General features: G+C 46.0%; 22 protein-coding genes, 1 tRNA gene and 1 pseudogene. 9 read left to right on the top strand and 15 right to left on the bottom strand.

What is annotated here, in order from left to right; all coding sequences use genetic code 11:
* Positions 1 to 128 precede the first annotated feature (128 nt).
* The 4 genes from MHB71_RS14945 to MHB71_RS14960 all read left to right on the top strand — a co-directional run bounded on the left by MHB71_RS14945 (position 129) and on the right by MHB71_RS14960 (position 4,810).
* The gene (locus MHB71_RS14945; protein ID WP_036609715.1) at positions 129 to 1,283 is read left to right on the top strand and encodes a class I SAM-dependent RNA methyltransferase; all 1,155 of its coding nucleotides are present in this window, start codon (positions 129 to 131) and stop codon (positions 1,281 to 1,283) included.
* Between the two features lie 214 nt (positions 1,284 to 1,497).
* On the top strand, positions 1,498 to 3,498 hold the full coding sequence (locus tag MHB71_RS14950; protein ID WP_340030040.1) for an LTA synthase family protein: 2,001 nt from the start codon (positions 1,498 to 1,500) through the stop codon (positions 3,496 to 3,498).
* Positions 3,499 to 3,573: 75 nt separating this feature from the next.
* Positions 3,574 to 4,002, top strand: coding sequence for a cytidine deaminase (locus tag MHB71_RS14955; RefSeq protein ID WP_340030042.1), 429 nt, complete (start codon positions 3,574 to 3,576; stop codon positions 4,000 to 4,002).
* Between the two features lie 82 nt (positions 4,003 to 4,084).
* On the top strand, positions 4,085 to 4,810 hold the full coding sequence (locus MHB71_RS14960; RefSeq protein ID WP_340030043.1) for a DsbA family oxidoreductase: 726 nt from the start codon (positions 4,085 to 4,087) through the stop codon (positions 4,808 to 4,810).
* Positions 4,811 to 5,107: 297 nt separating this feature from the next.
* Here the strand turns inward: MHB71_RS14960 and MHB71_RS14965 are convergent, their stop codons facing one another.
* Positions 5,108 to 5,938 (bottom strand): aldo/keto reductase, encoded by an 831-nt coding sequence (locus tag MHB71_RS14965; protein ID WP_340030045.1) that lies wholly within the window; start codon positions 5,936 to 5,938, stop codon positions 5,108 to 5,110.
* Between the two features lie 173 nt (positions 5,939 to 6,111).
* Positions 6,112 to 6,393, bottom strand: coding sequence for a hypothetical protein (locus MHB71_RS14970; protein WP_076326962.1), 282 nt, complete (start codon positions 6,391 to 6,393; stop codon positions 6,112 to 6,114).
* 149 nt (positions 6,394 to 6,542) lie between these two features.
* Here MHB71_RS14970 and MHB71_RS14975 point away from each other — a divergent pair, with 149 nt between their 5' ends.
* Positions 6,543 to 6,941 carry a hypothetical protein gene (locus MHB71_RS14975; RefSeq protein ID WP_340030046.1) on the top strand — a complete coding sequence of 133 codons (399 nt, stop codon included), beginning with the start codon at positions 6,543 to 6,545 and terminating at the stop codon, positions 6,939 to 6,941.
* A gap of 100 nt (positions 6,942 to 7,041) precedes the next feature.
* On the opposite strand, the gene MHB71_RS14980 is transcribed toward MHB71_RS14975, so the two are convergent.
* The 10 genes and pseudogenes from MHB71_RS14980 to MHB71_RS15025 all read right to left on the bottom strand — a co-directional run.
* The gene (locus MHB71_RS14980) at positions 7,042 to 7,263 is read right to left on the bottom strand and encodes a DUF1450 domain-containing protein (protein ID WP_017689421.1); all 222 of its coding nucleotides are present in this window, start codon (positions 7,261 to 7,263) and stop codon (positions 7,042 to 7,044) included.
* A 21-nt stretch (positions 7,264 to 7,284) separates the two neighbouring features.
* Complete coding sequence (locus tag MHB71_RS14985) at positions 7,285 to 7,587, bottom strand: heme biosynthesis protein HemY (protein WP_017689422.1); 303 nt, start codon at positions 7,585 to 7,587, stop codon at positions 7,285 to 7,287.
* A gap of 142 nt (positions 7,588 to 7,729) precedes the next feature.
* Positions 7,730 to 7,987: a hypothetical protein gene (locus tag MHB71_RS14990; RefSeq protein WP_036670081.1), complete on the bottom strand. Its 258-nt coding sequence runs from the start codon at positions 7,985 to 7,987 to the stop codon at positions 7,730 to 7,732.
* Between the two features lie 196 nt (positions 7,988 to 8,183).
* Complete coding sequence (locus MHB71_RS14995; protein ID WP_340030047.1) at positions 8,184 to 9,395, bottom strand: M14 family metallopeptidase; 1,212 nt, start codon at positions 9,393 to 9,395, stop codon at positions 8,184 to 8,186.
* 227 nt (positions 9,396 to 9,622) lie between these two features.
* Positions 9,623 to 10,432, bottom strand: a complete 810-nt coding sequence (gene racE / locus MHB71_RS15000; RefSeq protein WP_036610949.1) for a glutamate racemase — start codon at positions 10,430 to 10,432, stop codon at positions 9,623 to 9,625.
* A gap of 221 nt (positions 10,433 to 10,653) precedes the next feature.
* Positions 10,654 to 11,031 carry a YtxH domain-containing protein gene (locus MHB71_RS15005; protein WP_017689426.1) on the bottom strand — a complete coding sequence of 126 codons (378 nt, stop codon included), beginning with the start codon at positions 11,029 to 11,031 and terminating at the stop codon, positions 10,654 to 10,656.
* 183 nt (positions 11,032 to 11,214) lie between these two features.
* Entirely contained in the window at positions 11,215 to 12,129 is a 915-nt protein-coding gene (locus MHB71_RS15010) for a DUF4261 domain-containing protein (RefSeq protein WP_076249925.1), read from the bottom strand.
* Positions 12,130 to 12,139: 10 nt separating this feature from the next.
* Positions 12,140 to 12,601 (bottom strand): HepT-like ribonuclease domain-containing protein, encoded by a 462-nt coding sequence (locus MHB71_RS15015; RefSeq protein ID WP_076318399.1) that lies wholly within the window; start codon positions 12,599 to 12,601, stop codon positions 12,140 to 12,142.
* Positions 12,602 to 12,774: 173 nt separating this feature from the next.
* Positions 12,775 to 13,062: a Dabb family protein gene (locus MHB71_RS15020; protein WP_017689429.1), complete on the bottom strand. Its 288-nt coding sequence runs from the start codon at positions 13,060 to 13,062 to the stop codon at positions 12,775 to 12,777.
* 285 nt (positions 13,063 to 13,347) lie between these two features.
* Positions 13,348 to 13,731 (bottom strand): annotated as a pseudogene (locus MHB71_RS15025) (phage holin family protein); the annotation flags it as partial.
* Positions 13,732 to 14,179: 448 nt separating this feature from the next.
* On the opposite strand from MHB71_RS15025, the gene MHB71_RS15030 reads away from it, so the two are divergent.
* Positions 14,180 to 14,776: a helix-turn-helix transcriptional regulator gene (locus tag MHB71_RS15030; protein ID WP_017689431.1), complete on the top strand. Its 597-nt coding sequence runs from the start codon at positions 14,180 to 14,182 to the stop codon at positions 14,774 to 14,776.
* 222 nt (positions 14,777 to 14,998) lie between these two features.
* Here MHB71_RS15030 and MHB71_RS15035 read toward each other — a convergent pair whose 3' ends face one another.
* Positions 14,999 to 16,153, bottom strand: coding sequence for a sn-glycerol-1-phosphate dehydrogenase (locus MHB71_RS15035; RefSeq protein ID WP_340030048.1), 1,155 nt, complete (start codon positions 16,151 to 16,153; stop codon positions 14,999 to 15,001).
* A 158-nt stretch (positions 16,154 to 16,311) separates the two neighbouring features.
* On the opposite strand from MHB71_RS15035, the gene MHB71_RS15040 reads away from it, so the two are divergent.
* A complete protein-coding gene (locus tag MHB71_RS15040; RefSeq protein ID WP_036609735.1) occupies positions 16,312 to 16,497 on the top strand; it encodes a hypothetical protein in 186 nt (61 codons plus the stop codon).
* A gap of 105 nt (positions 16,498 to 16,602) precedes the next feature.
* Here the strand turns inward: MHB71_RS15040 and MHB71_RS15045 are convergent.
* Positions 16,603 to 16,686 (bottom strand) — tRNA-Leu (locus tag MHB71_RS15045).
* Positions 16,687 to 16,911: 225 nt separating this feature from the next.
* On the opposite strand from MHB71_RS15045, the gene MHB71_RS15050 reads away from it, so the two are divergent.
* Positions 16,912 to 17,904, top strand: coding sequence for a Gfo/Idh/MocA family oxidoreductase (locus tag MHB71_RS15050; protein ID WP_340030049.1), 993 nt, complete (start codon positions 16,912 to 16,914; stop codon positions 17,902 to 17,904).
* Positions 17,905 to 18,127: 223 nt separating this feature from the next.
* Entirely contained in the window at positions 18,128 to 18,490 is a 363-nt protein-coding gene (locus MHB71_RS15055) for a helix-turn-helix domain-containing protein (protein ID WP_036609739.1), read from the top strand.
* Positions 18,491 to 18,540: 50 nt separating this feature from the next.
* On the opposite strand, the gene MHB71_RS15060 is transcribed toward MHB71_RS15055, so the two are convergent.
* Positions 18,541 to 20,160: a sensor domain-containing diguanylate cyclase gene (locus MHB71_RS15060; RefSeq protein ID WP_340030051.1), complete on the bottom strand. Its 1,620-nt coding sequence runs from the start codon at positions 20,158 to 20,160 to the stop codon at positions 18,541 to 18,543.
* Between the last annotated feature and the right edge of the window lie 64 nt (positions 20,161 to 20,224).

Below are 20,224 nucleotides of genomic sequence, written 5' to 3' on the forward strand. Positions count from 1 at the left end.
GAGTGCATACGTTCACCGCATTTCTCATTGTAAGTTTTTTCACGGAAAGCGGCAAGGCCGCACCGTTACTATACAGCAGAGAGAAGGATATTCCTTCTCCAGCTTGAAATGGAGTTGAAATGAATCACATGGCTCAATTGCAATTGATTGCAACCTCGGCGATGGGACTCGAGGCTGTTGTTGCCCGGGAACTGAAGCAACTGGGGTATGAAGATGTTACGATCGACAATGGCCGGGTTTTCTTTACAGGAGATTATATTGATATTTGCCGTTGTAACCTGTGGCTGAGAAGTTCGGATCGCGTATTGGTGAAAATGGGTGAATTCCCTGCCACGACTTTCGACGAATTGTTTGAAGGCACCAAAGCGTTGCCTTGGGAAGAGTGGATTCCTGCCGACGGCGAATTCCCTGTAGAGGGTCGTTCTCAAAAATCCCAGTTAAGCAGTGTGCCTGCATCACAAGGGATCGTGAAAAAAGCAATCGTAGAGAAACTGAAGCTGACTTATGACACAGAGTGGTTCCCAGAGGATGGGTCTCGTTATGTGATTGAGGTCATTCTGCTGAACGATCGTGCCCTGCTTACTTTAGATACAACGGGACCAGGTCTGCATAAACGGGGTTATCGTAAACTCGTCACCGAAGCGCCACTGAAAGAAACACTTGCTGCCGCTCTTATTCAGCTCAGTCGCTGGAATGTATCCCGTCCATTCTATGACCCATGCTGTGGATCAGGCACAATGCTGATCGAAGCCGCTATGATCGGCTGGAACATTGCACCAGGTCTTCGTCGGACCTTCAACTCTGAGGATTGGGCTGTCATTCCTGAAGAATTATGGGAACAGGCGCGCGAAGAAGCATTTGATGCTGTACGTGACGATGTCCCGTTACAAATTTCAGGTAGCGATATTGATCCTGAAGCGATTGAAGTTGCTATGGCAGCGATCAAAAGTGCTGGGTTCGCCAAAGATATTGAAGTCAGCGTCCTGCCCGCTCATCGCGCTAGACCACAGGGTGAATATGGTGTCATCATTACCAATCCCCCATATGGTGAACGTTTGAGTGAAGAAAAAGAAGTTCAGAAGTTGCTCCGCTCATTAGGGCGCAGTTACCTCGACATGCCAACATGGTCCTTTTTTGCAATCACGTCAACCAAAGCTTTTGAGGAGTATTTCGGTCATAAGGCAGACAAACGTCGCAAGTTGTTCAACGGACGAATTGAAACCCAGTACTATCAGTATTTGGGCCCACTGCCCCCACGAAATAAAACACCACAATCTTCATAATTATTTCGAATCTAAAGTGCTCCTGCCATCTATGGCCGGGGCGTTTTTTTTGTGCGCTTTTCTGGTCATAAGAATTCACCGACTTCGGTCTTCGGCTGGACAAGATTCAATTCTCCCTGAGGCATAGTTGAAAACACATGAGGCCACGCTATAATGGATGGAGCCCTATTTTACATTCCGATAACAAAACAACAAAAGCAAGGGGGACATACATATGGTTGTCACTCGGCCTACGCGCAGCTCCATGCCACGCGGGCTTTTAAATCATCCATTAACGTTATATCTTATTTTTCTTGTGCTCATGCTGCTCAAACTCATGTGGATCCATCACAATCTTCACGCTTATAACATTACGATGGGACTGCTGGATAAAGTCATTGCTATTGGATCTTTACTACTCTTGTCCTTCTGGACCTGGTTGCTACCACGTAGAGGAATGATCGTGTCTCTCGTGGTGCTTAACCTGCTGCTTACCGCACTAATCTACGCCGATATGGTGTATTATCGCTATTTCCAGGATTTCTTGACCATCCCGGTATTGTTGCAGGCGAGACAAGTTGACGCATTGGGTGACAGCATCGCTACACTGATCTACACAAGTGATCTCTGGTTCTTTGCCGACTGGCTTGTCGTTATTCCGTTCGCAGCTATCGTACTATTCAACAGACGTTACCGTTCGAAGCACACCAGTCCGTCTGTTCATGGCTATGGGAGGTATTCGTACAACGATGGCAAGGCACGGTTGCGCCGCCGTCTCACGGCTGGCAGCATCGCCCTTGTGCTGGGACTTGGCCTCGCGGTTGGCCCGATTTATTTCTACAGCAAAACATGGGCCAAAGGCCTGTTCGATAACAACTGGTGGAATGTATCCATGTATAATGTGACCGGACTGCTCGCTTTTCACGGTTATGATCTGTACAACTTTGCCAAAGACCACATCGGCTCCGGGCCGCAGGCTGATCCCGCTGATGTTGAGCAAGCAAAAGCGTTCTTTGCTGAAAGGCGAGGAACTGCCCCGCAGAATGATGCCTTGTTTGGCAAATATAAAGACAGCAATGTCATCATTGTTCAGGGTGAGGCTTTTATGAACTTCATGATTGGTCAGAGCATTGGCGGTCAGGAGATCACACCGCATTTTAATGAACTGATGAAGGAAAGTCAGTATTATAGTCACTTTTACCACCAGACCGGTCAGGGCAGAACGTCAGATGCCGATTTTGGTGCAAACATTTCCCTACATCCACTTCCGGTTGGATCAGCGTTTGTACGTTATGCAGACCATACGTATGATTCACTTCCTTCCATTCTGAAGGATAACGGGTATAGCACCAACGTATTTCACGCTTATGAGAGCGGCTTCTGGAATCGGTATACAATGTATCAGAACATGAAGTACGACAAGTTTTATAGTAAAAATGATTTTGCACAGGATGACCCGCTTGGCTGGTCCCTGTCTGATGAATCCTTTTTCCGGCAATCCGTTGAGAAAATGAGTAGTGAGGTGACCGAACCATTTTATTCCTTCCTAATCACTCTTACCAGTCACCATCCGTATGCCTTGCCAAAAGAGAAGCAGCAACTGGATGTAGGCGAGTTCCAGGGAACCATGTTTGGTAACTATCTGCAGTCCGTTCATTACGTGGATTCGGCACTGGGTAAGATGGTCGAGGATCTGAAAAATCGGGGCTTATGGGAAAATACCATCTTTATGTTCTACGGGGATCACGACAACTCGATTAAGGAACAATCACAATACGAACAGTTCCTGGGACGTTCACTGAACGAACTGGATATGGCACAGATCATGAACGAGGTCCCCCTGCTCGTGCATTTACCGGACGGAGCAGCTGCCGGAACCATCAACGAACCTTCGGGACAACTGGACATCACGCCTTCCGTACTGCATTTGCTAGGCTTATCCGACCAGTCCTATTATCACATGGGTAACGACGTATATGACGAGTCTGGGCGTACGGTTGTGCTGCGTAATGGCACATTCTCGGATGGTTCTGTATTCTATATTCCATCGGATGATTATATCTATGAGAGCGGTGCTTGTTATGACCTGTCCACACGCGACAAAACGGACATCAATGCTTGCCGCCCCAGTCATGATGAAGCAACCAAACGATTGCATGTCTCGGACACGGTCATTACTTATGATTTGATTCAGCGCTTTCGAGAGGAAGACAGTTCAACAGCAACATCGCAATGAACAATATCGTAATGACAAGCTAAACAAATACACGAAATGAATTGAATTGGATTTAAAAAGGAGAACTTGCATTACATGACATCACACACTGAACCACTCAATATTGAACAGCAATTGTTCAATGCAGCCGCAAAATTTGTGAAGCAACGTTATCCTCAGGGATGGGGCGGCGCGGGTGCCGTCTATACCGAAGCTGGATCGCTGCTGATTAGTGTAGCTCCAGAGGTCATCAACGATGCGACGCATCTATGTATGGAAACAGGAGCTTATCTGGAAGCCCACAAATTGAACGAACGTGTCACCCACTCCCTCTGTATCACTCGTGATGACGAGCATTCAGAATTCAAGGTCCTTACACCTTGTGGTGTATGCCAGGAACGATTATTTTACTGGGGCGAAGAAGTCAAAGCTGCCGTATACGACCCTTCTGGTCAGCTGGTCTTCAAGAGACTGGATGAGATTCAACCTTATCATTGGTCCAAAGCATATCGGGATAAAAAGTAATCTCCTTGCGAATTATAGAAAGTGGCTTTATAATTGTAACTATATCAGTTTCAACTATATGGATGATGGAGGTTTTCACATAATGAATATTGAGATATGGTCTGATTTTCTGTGCCCTTTCTGTTATATCGGCAAGCGCCGCCTGGAGAATGTACTACAACAGTTTCCACACCGCGATGAAGTGAAGCTGCAATTCAAAAGCTTCGAGCTTGATCCAAATGCTGCATTGAACCCAGGCAAAACCAATACGGAATATCTGGCTTCCAAATATAATATTAGCGTGGAACAGGCCAAAGGTATGAATGCTCAGATGAATGCCAATGCTCGCACGGCAGGACTGGAATACAATATCGATGCCATGATCCCTACGAACTCCTTCTCCGCTCACCGATTAACGCACTGGGCAGATACACAAGGTAAAGCGCTTGAACTGAGTGAACGGATATTCCAAGCTGTGTTTATTGAAGGTAAACACTCCGGCGACACTGAAGTGTTGGCTCAGTTAGCAGAGGAAGTCGGCTTGGATCGAGATGCAGCTACGGCAGTGCTGTCCAGTGATCAATTCACCGACAATGTCCGTGCTGACCAAGCAGAAGGCGAGCAACTTGGTATCCGCGGTGTACCGTTCTTTGTATTCGACCGTAAGTTCGCCGTATCGGGCGCTCAACCTGACGAGGTGTTTCTGGATGCCATTCAAAAAGCATGGGACGAGCGTTCCCCATTCACCATGGTTGAATCCAACACAACAGAAACAGACGACAGTGGCATCTGCACAGATGACGGATGCGAAGTCCCGAAAAAAAATTAAGCCAATTCAAACACAAAAAGCAGCAGGATCAGGGATATTTCCCGATCCTGCTGCTTTTTTTATATGCTACACACCACTCAAGCTCATTGTATATATTTGTGTTTGATGAACAGTTACTGTGGAGGGGACGGAATCGATTCTGAAGAAGCGAAGCGTGCGCCTTTGTATCCAAATTTTATCCTCTGAAAAGAGGAATCAAAAAAATTTGGAGACAACAGCGATCAAAAGAACGATTCCGTAACCGGAACAACCACAAGTAGTGCATCAAACACTTATATTCAATTAGCGTTCACCCACTTAATCCCAGAACAGTTGATCCGGATGTGGACCCGTCCGCTTATCGGAATCAAGTGCATCAATCTGTCTCAACTCATCCGGTGTCAATTCAAAGTCAAAGATGTCCGCATTCTCACGAATACGCTCCGGGGTAACCGACTTCGGAATCGTCACAATCTGATTCTGAATGTCCCAGCGCAGTATAATCTGTGCTGGCGTTTTCCCATATTTCTGGGCCAGCGCTTTGAGGGTAGACTCTTGGTTCAGCTTGCCTTTCATGATCGGGCTCCAAGCCTCTAACTGAATTCCCTGCGCCCCGCAGAAATCCTGAAGTTCCTGCTGGATCAGACCCGGATGCAGCTCTACCTGATTAACCGCAGGCACCGTTCCGCCCTCATCTATAATATCTTGCAAATGGTGTACTTGAAAATTACTCACACCAATCGCACGAATGCTTCCTTCGCTATATAGACGTTCGAATGCTCTCCACGTCTCCTTATACTGGTCTCTGCCAGGCCAGTGAATTAAGTAAAGATCAATCACATTCAGTCCAAGTGCCTTTTGACTGGCTTCAAATGCTCTCAACGTTGAATCAAATCCCTGATCCTCGTTCCAGAGTTTGGTCGTCACAAACAGTTCGTTACGGGCAACACCACTGCTTACAATAGCTTGTCCCACTTCTTCCTCATTGCCATAGATGGACGCGGTATCAATACTGCGATATCCAACCTCCAAAGCGGTCTCAACCGCCTGTTGTACTTCCTTACCTTTTGCTTTATATGTTCCAAATCCTAGCCATGGCATCGTTACTCCGTTGTTCAGAATCGTACAATCTGTAATATGTTTTGTCATTCTGTACCTCCCGTATGGAATTTTGCCTGCTCTTGTTCTATTAACCTTCTCACAGAATTTTAAGCGGCCATTCGACATACTGTCGGAGTAAACCCATGATCGAGAGTCTTTGCAAAAGATATGAAAAACCCGCAAAGCATTACTGCCCTGCGGGTTCTGATGTGACAGGAACGTTATATATTCCCTTGACCGTGCTGACTCTGGATAGAATTCAATCTTCTCTTCTCCTCGATGAACATTTCCTCTGCCAACTCAACACCTTGCCCTCCGAGTGAAAGCTCTGCTTGTCGCATCGCCTGCTCCGTGTGTGCCAGACGTCGTTCCGCCTGTACAATGGTCTGTGCCGTCGGATGAGACATGGCCTGAGATACAGCATAATGAAGCTTGTTCACCGCATTTTGCGCCTGAGATACGGTGGTATCGGCTTGCAAACTGGAATCATAACGCTTCGGCATGAGTATTCCTCCTTGGGATTATCATGTTCCTGTTACCCCTTTAGGATGGATAACACAAGCATTCCTTATTCTTCTTTTGTATTTTTATCGTAACTTTAGTTGATTACGCTACGTTTATTAAATAATCATGTGAGTCGGGAGGAATTCATTTGAAGAAAATATTAATGACACTCTGTATGTTGCCCTTCCTCATTTGGGTACAAGGCTGCACTCCTGCAACATACGAGATAGAAGGATATACAGCCTCATCCATGAACCCAGACATCCCAGTCCCAACCAATGCAAAACTTATTGAAAACATAGCTTATTCCGATCATCCCACCCTTAAAAAAGGCGCTAATTACGAACTGAAACATATTGGGGGTGAGCAAGGACTTTACCCGCCAATGGATTATTTTCAGAAGTTAGCGGATACAGGATGGGTGGAATTAGAGGAAGAACGGCTGGGACATGTACATTTTCTGAAAAAGGATACTACCGTCATTGCCATTGAAATTCGAGAAGATACCTTCCAAATTACTGAGTTGGTCAAAGGTGCTATGGAGTAACACACCCTTTCACCGCTACCCAAACGCAAAAAAGGAGAGGCACGTAGCCTCTCCTTTCTGATGTGTGGACAGTTTTCTCCACTCACCTTGTTATATCCTACTACTTCACAAACTTTGCGACTTTGGCGAGCACTTCTTCTTCTGTCGGCGCACTGATATACCGACCATTAATAAAGACAAATGCACGTTTCGCGCAAGGACCACAATAGGATTTGCACCCAATCTTGATCTCCGTGTCTGGAGCCATTTTCTGCAACTTGGGCACAATCGATTTCAGTCGGACATGATTACACTTTTCGCATACGCGGATATCGTTAGCCATGAGTTCCCCTTCTTCGCGCCCTTAGTGGTCGCCGTGATTACCCTGGGACGGATTCGTAATAACAAATCCCTCTTCCGGGAAGTAGAGGTAGTCAATTTTAACACCGTTCAACAAAGGCTGGTCATTCGCGAGAATGACATCAATCTCTTTATCGGTAGATACAACCGTATCATTTTCTTTTGGTGTGTCGATATCCAGGCCGTAGTGAGCATGGTCACCATGTGCATGTGTGATGACAACGCGCAGGTTTTTCCCTTCGTTCTCTGGCTTGTCCAATTCAAGCTTCAATACTTTAGCAGCATTACGCGTAATTTTGCAGTTCATTCTCTTCATCTCCTATATTGTAATTGCAGGTTTCAACAATTTCAGCATTCTTAAACTACAGCATCTATTGTAAAGAAAGTTACCGCTCTTCGCAATAACATTGATGCGAATTCAATGTTAAAATGATCCATCGGGCCGCAAATTAAGAAGGTGTCCCCTCCTGAAGCACAGGATATTTACGTTCTGCCCGGCTTACAAACCAGTTCATCAGAATCAAAGTGACCCCGATATCATCGATGGGCATAAACGGCATTACGTCAGGAAGTACCCAGTACAACAGCGCTGGAATAATAAACAACAGCTTTTCTCCCAAAGGAATCTGCGGAGCCCGGAGCAGCCGGGGGAGCCTTTTGAAAACTTGTGTCCATCGTTTGAACGACAGTAGTCTTCTCCACTTCATTTGAATCCCTCCGTATAATTATATATGTCGCCGAAAAGGCACATCCATCATTACCCGTTCGAAAACCATTCAGAACGAATGACGTAACATGCCATTATCAAAAATAATAAAAACGGAACGTCGCTCATGGCGTCCGTTCCTGTTATACGAATGATCTACTGTTAAGTTTCACACCATCATAATTCAGGGTCTTGCCTCATTGTCCATTGGATAACAGTTCAGCCAGCAACATTCCCACTTCTATACAGATATCATCAAACTGTTCTACGGGAAGCGGATTAACACCCAATCCAACTTCTACCGTGAAGCCCGGTCTACCGAAATCTTGAATAAACCAGTCCTTGTATCCGGCATCACTGCCACCGAGCTTCACCGCCTTGTAGCCGGAAGCTTTGGCGAGTCTACGCGACAGCGGTCCACTCTCTCTGGGTTCCAGATCACGGTAGTTCCAATAGATCTCCTGTCCCTGACTATGCAGGGAGACAACCGCATCAAATGTATGTTGCTGCGTCCACTGCGCAAGCGCCTGTGCCTCCGGTTCTGTCAATGGCGCTGCCCCCGCATAATCCCTGGGGCCAGGTGAGGTTATACCTCTTCTCGCTGCTTCTTCATCCCAATGGGCTGGAAATTGATCATTCAGATCCACCCCTCTGATGTTGGCCTTCCAATGGGTAAAATGTGATCTGTCCGCATTCCAGGCTAACAACTGCTGTGCGTGTGGATGCTGATTGACCACACCTTCCTGAACCAGTTCGACCCCGTCCGGATTAACCATCGGCACGGCCCAGAGTGTCGTCTCTTGCATCCAGCGTTCTGTCTGATATTGATGCCATGTCCTATGCGCACTATACGCCTCGGCATACTCTTCGATAAACTTCATCAAAACTGCTGTTGTCAACCACTCATTCGCATGAACGGAAGCATTAACATGGATATGTCTCGACCCTTGCCCAATACGCAAATAAGGCAACGACTTCCCCATGACACTTGTTCCAATGGACCCCGTTTCAATAAACGGGTATTGATTCTCCAGCTTGTCTATATCCCTGATTAATTCTCGATAACCATACTCTCCCTGAATCTTTACAATAGTTTTTCCATTCGAAGCCGGAATATGAATACAGCGACCAACCCAGTCGGTTATATTGGTGATTTCGGGATTGGCCTGGCGCAACACCTCTTCGTCCAGACCAAATCTCCCTGCAATCTCCCCTACACGTTCTCCAGGCGGTACAGCGTATCTGCGACCTGTCCCGGGGGCAATACGCAGCATCTGACCTGCCAGCAAGTACGGCTGGGAAGCCACTTCCGGGTTTAGTGCAGCAAGGAACTCTTTGGTCATATGGTGTGCTGACGCAATTCGCGGCAACGTATCTCCCCGCTGAACAATAATCCACTGTAGATCCATGTTGTTCTCCTTTCCACAGGAAAAGACAGGTCTCCTGTCCGTTCTGACCGATTTCGTGTCTGTACCATATGTATGCAGGTCAGGTTGTCCGTCATGTGACAAGAATCATGTTTATCTCCGGTTAATGCATAATGACGACAAAAAATCCCGGAACTTCACAGTTCCGGGATAGTCCACAACCAAAATACATTAATTAAAAGTCTTATTCATGCATAATTTGAGTATAACTATGATAATTGCGTAACTTGCCAGACAACAGGGGTCTTGGAGATCTGCTCCCCCAACCATCGGCGGGTGATATTCTGGAACATACGCGGGTCACCCGTGCAGAAAAATTGATGCACCGGAGTCTCATCCCCACTGGCCAGCTTTCGTTTGTCATATAAAATCGTACTGATTTCACGTGCCGTTTCATCTGCTGAACTGATTAACTTCACTTCCTGTCCCATAACTTCCTGAATCGTGTCCATGAGAAAGGGATAATGCGTACAACCCAGAATAAGACAATCGATTGGCTGTTGTTTGATCTCGCCCAATGATTGTTCCACCGTATGTGTCGTGTGCTCGGAACGAAATTCACCTTGTTCCACCAACGGCACCAGCGCCGGACAAGCCTGACTGACCACATCAATATAGGGGGACAACTGCTTGAGTGCCGATGTATAAGCCCCACTACCTATTGTACCCGTGGTACCAATCACACCAATACGTCCTGTACGTGTCGCTGTGATTGCGGCCCGCGCACCCGGATGTATAACACCAATGACAGGCATATTCACCTTGGCACGGATATACTCCAACGCGGCTGCTGTTGCTGTGTTACAGGCGATAACGATAACCTTCGGATCGAATTGGATCAAGAAATCAACGATTTGTTCCGTAAATTGTTTTACTTGTTCGGACGAACGGGGTCCGTACGGTGTCCGGGCAGTATCCCCAAAATAAATGATCTTTTCCCGCGGGAGCTGACGCATCACTTCCTTGGCGACGGTCAATCCCCCCACACCGGAGTCTAATATAGCGATTGCTTGCTGCACGAACACACCGCTTCCTTCTTCATTGAATTGGTTCTCAAAACGATTGTTTCTCAGAGCTTTCTTCCTACCGTATGAACATTCCGGCAAAAAGGTACCTACATCTTACCCGATTTCATCGCAGGGTTCAAATTAAATCCACGCGCTACGTCATCTATGTGTGGACACGCAACAAAGCAGGCTCTCCTCTAAATAGAGGAAAGCCTGCTTATCCCAAGCTTTGCTTAGTTGTCGTCCTTGGACTCATCCGCAGGAAGCTTCGCTACGATGTCAATTCCAGGTTCATCCACTGTTTTATCGATATCATTATCCACAATGGCTGCCGATATGCGAATTTCTTTCCCTTCAGCGCAATTGCGCCAGGATTGAATATCCTGAATTACAACATCTGCGGTCTCTTTAACTTTGGATACGATCTGCGAACTTTGTTCTCCCACGATACCAGCCAGTTCCTGACCTTTCTCCGATACCTGACGAGCACCTTCTGTAATATCCTGACGAAGTTCACGTCCCGATTTTGGCGCCAGCAATAATGCCGTTACTGAACCAACCACGGAGCCAATAAGAGCTCCCCACAACAAACTTTTGTTAGAATCCTTCACGTCACATCTCTCCCTTTACTATTGTTTAAGTACCGGATCAGAAGCAACGGTCTGTCGCTCAGCCATCCGGGCGAATGCCTACTCTGTTGATGCATTATAAGCAGCACAGGCTTGACTTGACACTCCAGATGTTAAAAATAATCTGAACGCCCTTTTTGAATGGATGCAAATGACGGCTTAAACTCAGTTCTGACGAGCCGGCTCGAGATCAGCCGCGGCATGCTCATCCCCCGGGTCCAAATCAATCACATATCGTCCAGGTGCAATCAATGCCGCCTGATGTTCACAACGCCAGCGACGTCCACCTGAAGAACCCAGCGTCTGTCCATCTTGCAGAACATCCCCCTGATCAAATATGTAATACGCTGCACCCAGTAAGGTCTGAGCCACCGTATCGGGATCAAGACCGACGAAGTGACACTGGACATCAGGTACACCCAGCGCAGATAATCCCACGGTATCCATGACCAACCCGCGCTGTTCCTCTGTACCTCCGGCTTGATACATTCGAACATTCATGGCTGCATACAGATGTTCCTCACGTTCCTGAGCTTGCGTATATGCTTCCGGTTCAACCAGCTTATCACTGCCATACCAATACAGCGCGTCACAGGTCACACTCTCCATAATTGCCAGTACAGTCTTCTGAAACAGCTCCAGGCGCTGTTTACGAGGCATGGCAGCCGTGAACATATCATGTATCCGAATGGAGTAACGCGCAGCTTCCACAGCTTGTCCTGCATCCGGCCAATGCCATGCTTGTTGCAGAGCACCGCCAAAGCGAGCACGATCTGCGATTTCATTCACAGGAAGCATGCAAGTCTGAGCAGGGATATCCCCTTCCTGGAAGGATACCTTGTGGTCCAGATGATAGAAGACAAGCATCTCATGCTTTTGCCCTCCGCTCTCTTGTTTCACATCCAGTCGGACTTGTCCTGTATGACGGATCATAGCTTCCTGCAAACGCAGGCGATCCACCTCTGGACGTTCCCGGAACAAAAGTTCAACCATATACACCGGATGGAACCCGGAAGGTGTTTCATTTGTTTCGTTACTTTCAGTATTTACTTCATTGAATTCTTTTGATTCATTTGTCATGCGATTTCCCTCATTCCTTACGCTGTCCCTCGGCCTGTGCCGTATTGAAAGGACCAAGTTCTTTTTCCACGTAGGCGCTAACCTGAGTAGTAAAATGTTCAAGTATACTCGGCAACTCTACGCTAAGTGGATGGAGCTCAGACCGCTCCCAAGTGTAATAATCCTGCACCAGTGGCTTGCGTAACGTGACAAGCTGACGCAATATCTCATAGGTCGGATTATCAAAAACCTTTTCTTCATAATTAATCTGAATAATATCATCATAGCTGCTTGCATCTCTCATGATAAAGCCGTCTATCAGATAACTTCCCACATCGGTAACAATCTCGATCGCCAGGTGAAGACAACGTTCCTGTACCATACCCAGCATGAGACTCCCATCCCAAGCTTCTGCTGCCCCGCGAAGCCCTTCAGCTACTTCTGGTACAGCAGCAAGCCGGCGGGCAATCTGTTCTCTGTTCACATAATACATTCGTTCACTTCCCGTTCAGTGAGTTATCGGTTCCGTTTCCCTCTTCGCTTAAGCCAGAATATCATCACAGGACAAGCGATTAGAAACACAACAAAAATATATAGAAATTCCATAACGTCTCTTAAATCGCTCATGCAGAGTCCCCTTTATCTCAACGTAGTTTGAATGAAAGATCAGATTTCGTAGTCCACTGCAATTGACTGTTCTCTGACTTCGTTCATGTACTTGATAACTTCCTGATGAAGCGGGTGTACCTGATACGCCTGGAGATCCTCCAGTGACGCAAACTCCGCTGTGAGTGAAATGTCGAACGATCTCTCCGAGCGAAGCACATCAATCCCGATTTCAAGTGAAACCAGGACATCAATTTTACCTTCCAGATTGCGAAGCACCTGAGCTGCAGCTTCAATGCTTTCTGCTGAGCGATCTTTCATTTTGAACAGGACAATATGTTTTATCATCTGGGCAAACACCTCGTTTAATATAATAGTAGAAATGAATGAATTTTCATGTATCCAAAATATATCATAACGTTCTCTATTACGAAAGGATACTTGGAAACGTTCTCTTGATAAGAAAAACTAATCCGAACCGTTTCCTTTCGATTCGGATTTCTTTTGAGATCCATCCTCTGTCTGTTTCACGGAGTCATCCTGCAAAGTTTGTCCTGTTTCAGCCTGCTGTTTGATGTTGTCCGGGGTTTGCTGCGGTTTGGACCATTCACGATTCGTCAGATACTCCTGATCCTCCTGTTTCTTCAACACTGCAATGGCCTGTCTGAGCTTTGCAGGCAATGGAAGACCGATTTTGGCATAATTCTCGGTAATTGAAATGAGTTCATTCACCAGATAGAAATAAATAGCTCCGCCTTTGATAAAATCGGTTCCCATGATCAGATCAATTCGATGAGCAAGCAAAACAACTGTCAGCATGAGCCCTTTGCGAGCAATCCCCCAGAATCCAATGTTGCTATTCAACCCGGTACCTGTTCTTACCGCCGCTGCCAAACCTGTTATATAATCCACAGCCATCGCGACCGCGAGCAGGCTCAGCAATTGATCCCATCCGCCAAAAGCAAACGTAACAAATGCTCCCGAGATGACAGCAAAGGTATTCACAGATAGATGCACGTTCCTCACCTCTCCTTTACACTTGAGTATCATACAATATATGTAAAAGTAAGAGATTTGACAGGTCACATGTCATGCTGAACATGCGGATTTATCATTTCAGATTTGTGCACATCCTCTTCGCAACAGGGGAACGAAAATCACATGATTTTGGGGAATTCAGGGAAATAAACCGCATCATATCAACAAAAAACAGATAAAAGTTCTTTAGACCTAGTAATAAGTAATTAGAACTATATTATTTTTATTCCTGTCCAATTTCTCCCCACATTTTTAGTGAAACATTGTAATCTAGGAATATACTAGGATGTGAATTGCGCATGGTCTAGTTCGTAGTTCCCTCTTTATCGTGAATTGACGCATTGACGCATTTGTAACCGGTAATCCCGGCACTTGAAAGTACCCCGTTGTTTATTGTAGTATTTGGTTAAAAAAAATCGGAGGAAATATGCCTAATCAACCAGAACAACATTCCATCCAGGCGTGGTCTCTGATCAACCGTAAATACTTGGGAAAAGGCGTCCGTGTTAAACGATTCCGAAAACCGACACGCTGTCAAATCCGCAATCGTGTTCTTCTTGCCGTGCTGATGGCCAATGATATCAAGTTGTCCCAGCTTGCTGAAGACCTCTCCATCTCTTCACGCAGTGTCAGTGCGTGGGTATATGAAGGACGGATACCCGGCAGTACCAATTTGGACAAGACTTGCCAATTACTCGGCTACCCGCGTCATATTCTCTTCAATGAAGAAGTTGTGCGCAATAGCCCTGTCATATGTCAACCCGAGTCATCTCGCTTCATGAAGCGTACGGTGACCCGTTCTCCGGTTAGTAACCGTATTTTGACAGGCTTGTGTATGGTCCATGATCTGTCGGTGACAGATGTCAGCCACTGGATCGGGGTTCATCCCGGCACTTTCCGCAAATGGCTGCATCAGGGAACACTGCCTTCTGCTGCATTTCAGGAACAAGCGGAGCAATTTTTCCGTATCCCGAAAACTATTTTGTTCGCAGATGTCATCTTGAAAGATCGTCGCAACAACTAAATAAGCGAACAGCCAAAAGGCTCTGATCTCCCTATAGGGAGGCCAGAGCCTTTTTTAAAATAAATGCATGCCCTCTCTCTCGGACTTGAAGCACTGTTCTGGCTATTCCATCTGAAATGTCAGATAACCTACCCTTTTTCGTCTTTTGCTCCCAAGGAGAGCCATCACAGCCCGCTACAAGTGAAGTTAATGCATTTCATCATGATCATTCTCTCTAAAAGGTCATCCTAATCTCGTGTTTAACACTTCATTGATATATCTCAATCCGGTATATCGAGGACGAAGCGTATGCGCTGTGTTGAATGCATGTTCCACCATCTCCGGGGTTACACCGAGTTGCTCAGTAGTCACAGGTCCACCTACTTGTTCCAACCATGCGATGAGCTGAGAAGCCTCCGGCAATTGATCATATATCCCAAACACTGGTTCATCCGATGTCTGTGCAAGTTCTTTATATTTCACTGTAAGCAATGCACATGCTACGCCAACTTTGGCACCATGCAGAACCGGTCTTTCTCCCGCTTGCATCAGATCCATCTCCAAAATATGGGACAGATGATGCTCACCTCCGGATGCCGGACGGGAATGGTCAATGATCAGCATGGAGATACCGGAAACAATTAATGCGTCCATTAATACAGCTACTCCCTCTGCTCGCCCCTCCGCAATCGCTTGTACATGATCTATGCAGGTATTCAGCGCTTCTTCTGTCATCCGATAAGCAACCGGACAGAACGGTTCCCCGCCCAGATCACGAGAAACAATCCAATCTGCAAGGGAAGTATATTTGCCAAGCATATCTCCGAATCCGGCAGCCGTCATCACTTGGGGAGCTTGCTCCAGGATATTCATATCAGCAAAAATGGCTTCAGGCGGAACAGCCTGAAATGTCTGTTTGATTCCGCTTACAATTAAGGGTGCACCCGCAGAGGTAAAGCCATCTACTGAAGCCGCTGTCGGTATCGACAGAAAGGGCTTATTCATTTTGGAACAAACAAATCTCACCAGATCATGAATGGTACCTGAACCCACCGCAATTACAGCCTGACTTTCGAGTCTCACACCCAACATGACCTGTACAATAGCTGCTTCATCCGCAATGATATCCCCCGTGCGATTCTCCGGTAGAGCGATCTCATCCACATGCATTCCCGCTTCGCGAATACTACTCAGCACATCAGATCCGGCGGCCCGAAACGTATGTCGATCATAAACAACCGTCACCTGACGATATCCTTGCTCAGACAAATAACCCGGTAACCTCTGAATGGCACCAGCTTCCAGATGTATCAGCATATCCACCACTCTGTGTTGATGACCGCAAGCACACTGCTGTGCTTCCTCATTCCATGCTGCAATTCGTTCGTTCATATTCATTCGCTCTTACCCTCCCATATGAGATATCATGCATAATTAACGGGTTAAAACCACAAGATAAAAAAGGAAATAAAATGTGATGATTTTCCTGATCACACTTTACTGCCTGTACCCAATATTTGCAAATCCATATCTCACATTTCCAAGTAGGTGAAGCAATGAAATTAACGAAAGAATTAGGAATTTCGCTCGGATTTCTCGCCGGAACCACTTTTGGCAGCGGTATCGCTTTTTTGTTTCGTCTCCAGTCGGTTGAAGTGGTTGCCAGTGTAACGCTATTTGGTATTGCAGGAGCCATTGCCGGGATCATCACGGCAGTCATTCTGCGCCAGCGGCAACATTAGCATTAGCATGCTGGTAGCAAAATGCAGGCTTCACACGAACGATCCACAAAATAAAAAAAGGTTCGTGAATTGCCCTAGAGCAACTCACGAACCTTTTTTGTTAGATGCGGTCGAGAGGACTCGAACCTCCACGGGGGTTAGCCCACACGGACCTGAACCGTGCGCGTCTGCCAATTCCGCCACGACCGCATAATATGTATCTCCTCATCCATCGATGAAAAGCGTTCCGGTGAAACAATTCCTTGTTTTACCGTAATTCAGAGTATACATGCTCCAAAATAAAAATGCAACTTCTTTTTTATTCATTCAAGAAAAGGACATATGTCCTTTTTTCTCAACTTCAAACACCCTATCGTAGCATTAAACAACAAATATACCATCCATAAGAATGCAAAAATGAAGGAGAGATCCACCTTGAAAACAACCCATCTGTGCTTTATCGGTGCCGGGTTTCATGCGTCCACGAATATTTACCCTTCTGTTGTTGAAGCCGGAGCGCAGATCCAGGCCATTGCCACACGCAGTATGGAACGCTCTGAAGCAGCTCTGCTGCGATTTGGTAGCAACGGACAAGCGTATGATAATGCTCAGCTTATGTTGCAGCAGGAAATCTGTGACGGAGTCGTTGTGGTCGCCCAGCCTGTAGATCAGACCGCTCTTGTTCTCGAATGCATTCGGGCTGGCAAGAAGGTATACGTGGATAAGCCGCTCGGATGGAACGCAGCGGAAGCCGCCACTGTAGCAGAAGCTGCCGAGCAGGCTGGCGTCGTTGTCATGGTTGGTTTTATGAAACGTTATGCCCCCGTATACATGAAGCTGAGGGAGCTAATTGATAGTGGTTCGCTAGGTAAGGTACGTTCATTCCAGATGAAATTCGCTGTAGACAGTACCCCATTTTGCAAGGATGAGGAACAGTTCATGAAGCTCGCTGCCATTCATCTGGTCGATCTGATGCGTTACTTATTCGGAGAAGTAATACGAGTTACAGGCACAACCGTGAAGGACGGGGAACACATTAATCAAAGTATTTCCCTTGTATTTGAGAATAACGTAGTAGGCAGCGCTTATTTTACCGGCATGAGTGCTTGGTCACGTGAGAGTGAAAGTGTACTCGTCACCTTTGACAACGGATTTGCGTCAGCTGAAGAGATCAACACACTTACTGTTCATCAATCCCGAAGCTCGACCAGCCTTCCCTGGAAATCTCTCGAGGAGCAAGATACCGTATATACACCTTCTGAATCTCCCATGTCAGGAGCTTATCGTGACCTTTATCTACGCGGGTTTGTTGGTGAAATGGCGCACTTTATCGCGTGTTGCCAGAATCAGACTGTCCCACATTCCAGCGCCAAGGATAATATTGCAACGATGGCTCTATGTGACTCCATTCTATCGTCACTGAAGTAGCGTATTTACGCTTATCATCATATTTTATACATCCAGAGAAGAGCCTGAAACCGGGGCTCTTTTTTATATTATAGACATCAGCACATCTTCCTTCGCCTAGAGTTAGGGTTTATAATCCGCATCATAAGTGATATGCTCTTTCATGAACTATACGTACGTTATGTAATATAACCACCCAAATAGATACTATAGAAAATCACTGTAAAGTGGAGGTGTACTTATAATGAAAAAGGACGCAACCAAGCTATGTCCCGCGCCATACGGCTGTTCCGTGGAAGTTACCCTCAGTGTAATCGGAGGCAAATGGAAAGGTGCCATTTTGTATCATTTATTCTCCGGTCCTTTGAGATTTAACGAGATCCGAAAATTGTTTCCTGACATTACCCAGCGTATGCTCACCCTGCAACTTCGAGAGTTGGAAAGCAGCGGAATTGTTCATCGTGAAATATACCCCCAGATCCCACCTAAAGTGGAGTATTCCCTCACACCATTTGGTGAAACGTTAAGGCCGATTATCTTCAGCATGCGAGATTGGGGAGAAACGTATACAAATGAGGTTCTGGCCAGATCCTCACAAGAGGTATAAAACACAAAAGAAGCTGTCCCTGGTTTTTAGGGAACAGCTTCTTTGCTCGCTTATTTAATAACCGATTGGATCGTAACCGTACGGTTACGTCCCTCTTCCTTCGCTTGATACAATGCATTATCCGCCAAGTGAAACAGTTCTGTGGATGTTGTGGAGTGCTTCGGATATTCAGCAATTCCAGCCGAGATGGTCACGGAACGATCTATGGGCAATACGCTTTCTTCGACCGTTATTCGGATACGTTCAGCAATCTCAAAAGCGACGTTAGACTCGGAATTTCTTAACAAGACTACAAATTCCTCTCCACCAAACCGGGCGCAGACATCTTCTGGTCGAACAGACAATTGAATGATATTGGCAATGTGTTTTAATACTTCATCCCCAGCATGATGCCCGAATGTATCATTAATGGACTTGAAGCGGTCGATATCCAGAACAATAATGGAGAATGGCACCTCATCCTGAATCCATTCCTGAATGACTTCTTCGAAGGTTCTGCGATTGTTCATGCCTGTTAAAACATCTGTTCTGGCATCATAGACAAGCTGGTTTGTCTGTTTCCTAAAGTTCGCCAATGCGCCAACAACTGCTCTTGTTAGAAGATCTGCCTCTCTATTCCAGTGAGGTTTCATCACAGGCAGTTCTACTTGTCCCTTATCGACCTGATTCACCAAATCAGCAAGCATAGCAAAAGGACTGGCCAGCTTGCGTGCAACCCGAACCACAATAAGGGTCAGGATCAGGAAAGGCACTGAAGTGTACAGCAACAACATACGGATATGATGATTCAACTGATCGTACACCGTTTGGGTTGGAGACACGATTACGACGCCCCAACCTGTTGATGGAACTTTGTAATAACCTGCAAGCGAATCCACACCTGCGAGGTTTTTGTATTGTTCTTTACCGTTCTTGTTTGCTAACAGCTTTTGCACCACTTCATTTTTACTGACATTTTCACCAATTCGGTTGGTGTTAGGGTGAAATAACAAAGTGCCCTTCTTATCCACAATAAAAAAGTAGGACCCATTACTTGTCTTGAGCTGACTGCCAAAAGACAGACTCAATATATTATTTTCCTGTAAAAAGATATTTCCACCAATCGTTCCTTGGTACTCCCCTGCCGAATCAAAGATCGGTTCACTGACAAATACAATTCTGCGTTTGGTTCTGGGTGTCTGGTACGCTTCGGAGATATACGAAGTCCTCAAGCTAACCGCTTCTTTTGCTGCATTGGAACTAACATGGTGACCTACGCTAGCCTGTGAGTAAGGTGAGGTAGACCTAACTACTCCCGCTTTATCTACCAAAGAAACGGAATTGAAAAAATTACTGCTATTGCGAACCAAATCCAATGTGGAATTCAACTCTTTTGTATTGGAGTGATCCATATCCGGGAAATAATTGGCTGCATATTTCAAGCTCTCCTGCATGGAATAAAAAAGCGAATCCAGCGTTTGGCTCATTTGCACAGCGCTTGCATAGTTTAGGGACAGGGTGTTATCAATGAGTGACTGTTTCTGAGATGTATAAGATGAGATGACCATGAGGGTCAATGTCATTATAACTGAAATAGTGACCAACCCGCCGAGTAAAGCCGTGAGGCTGATCTTCTTGATGTTTTTTATTTTTCTTCGTAATCTTCTAGATCTCTTGATCTGTGCAATCATCGTTTACTTCCCCCGGATTTTCATGAAAAAGCATATTCCTTCTATCTTATACGAAAGTTGTTAA

The organism is Paenibacillus sp. FSL H7-0940 (assembly GCF_037979415.1).
In the GTDB taxonomy this organism is placed as follows: Bacteria; Bacillota; Bacilli; order Paenibacillales; family Paenibacillaceae; genus Paenibacillus; species Paenibacillus amylolyticus.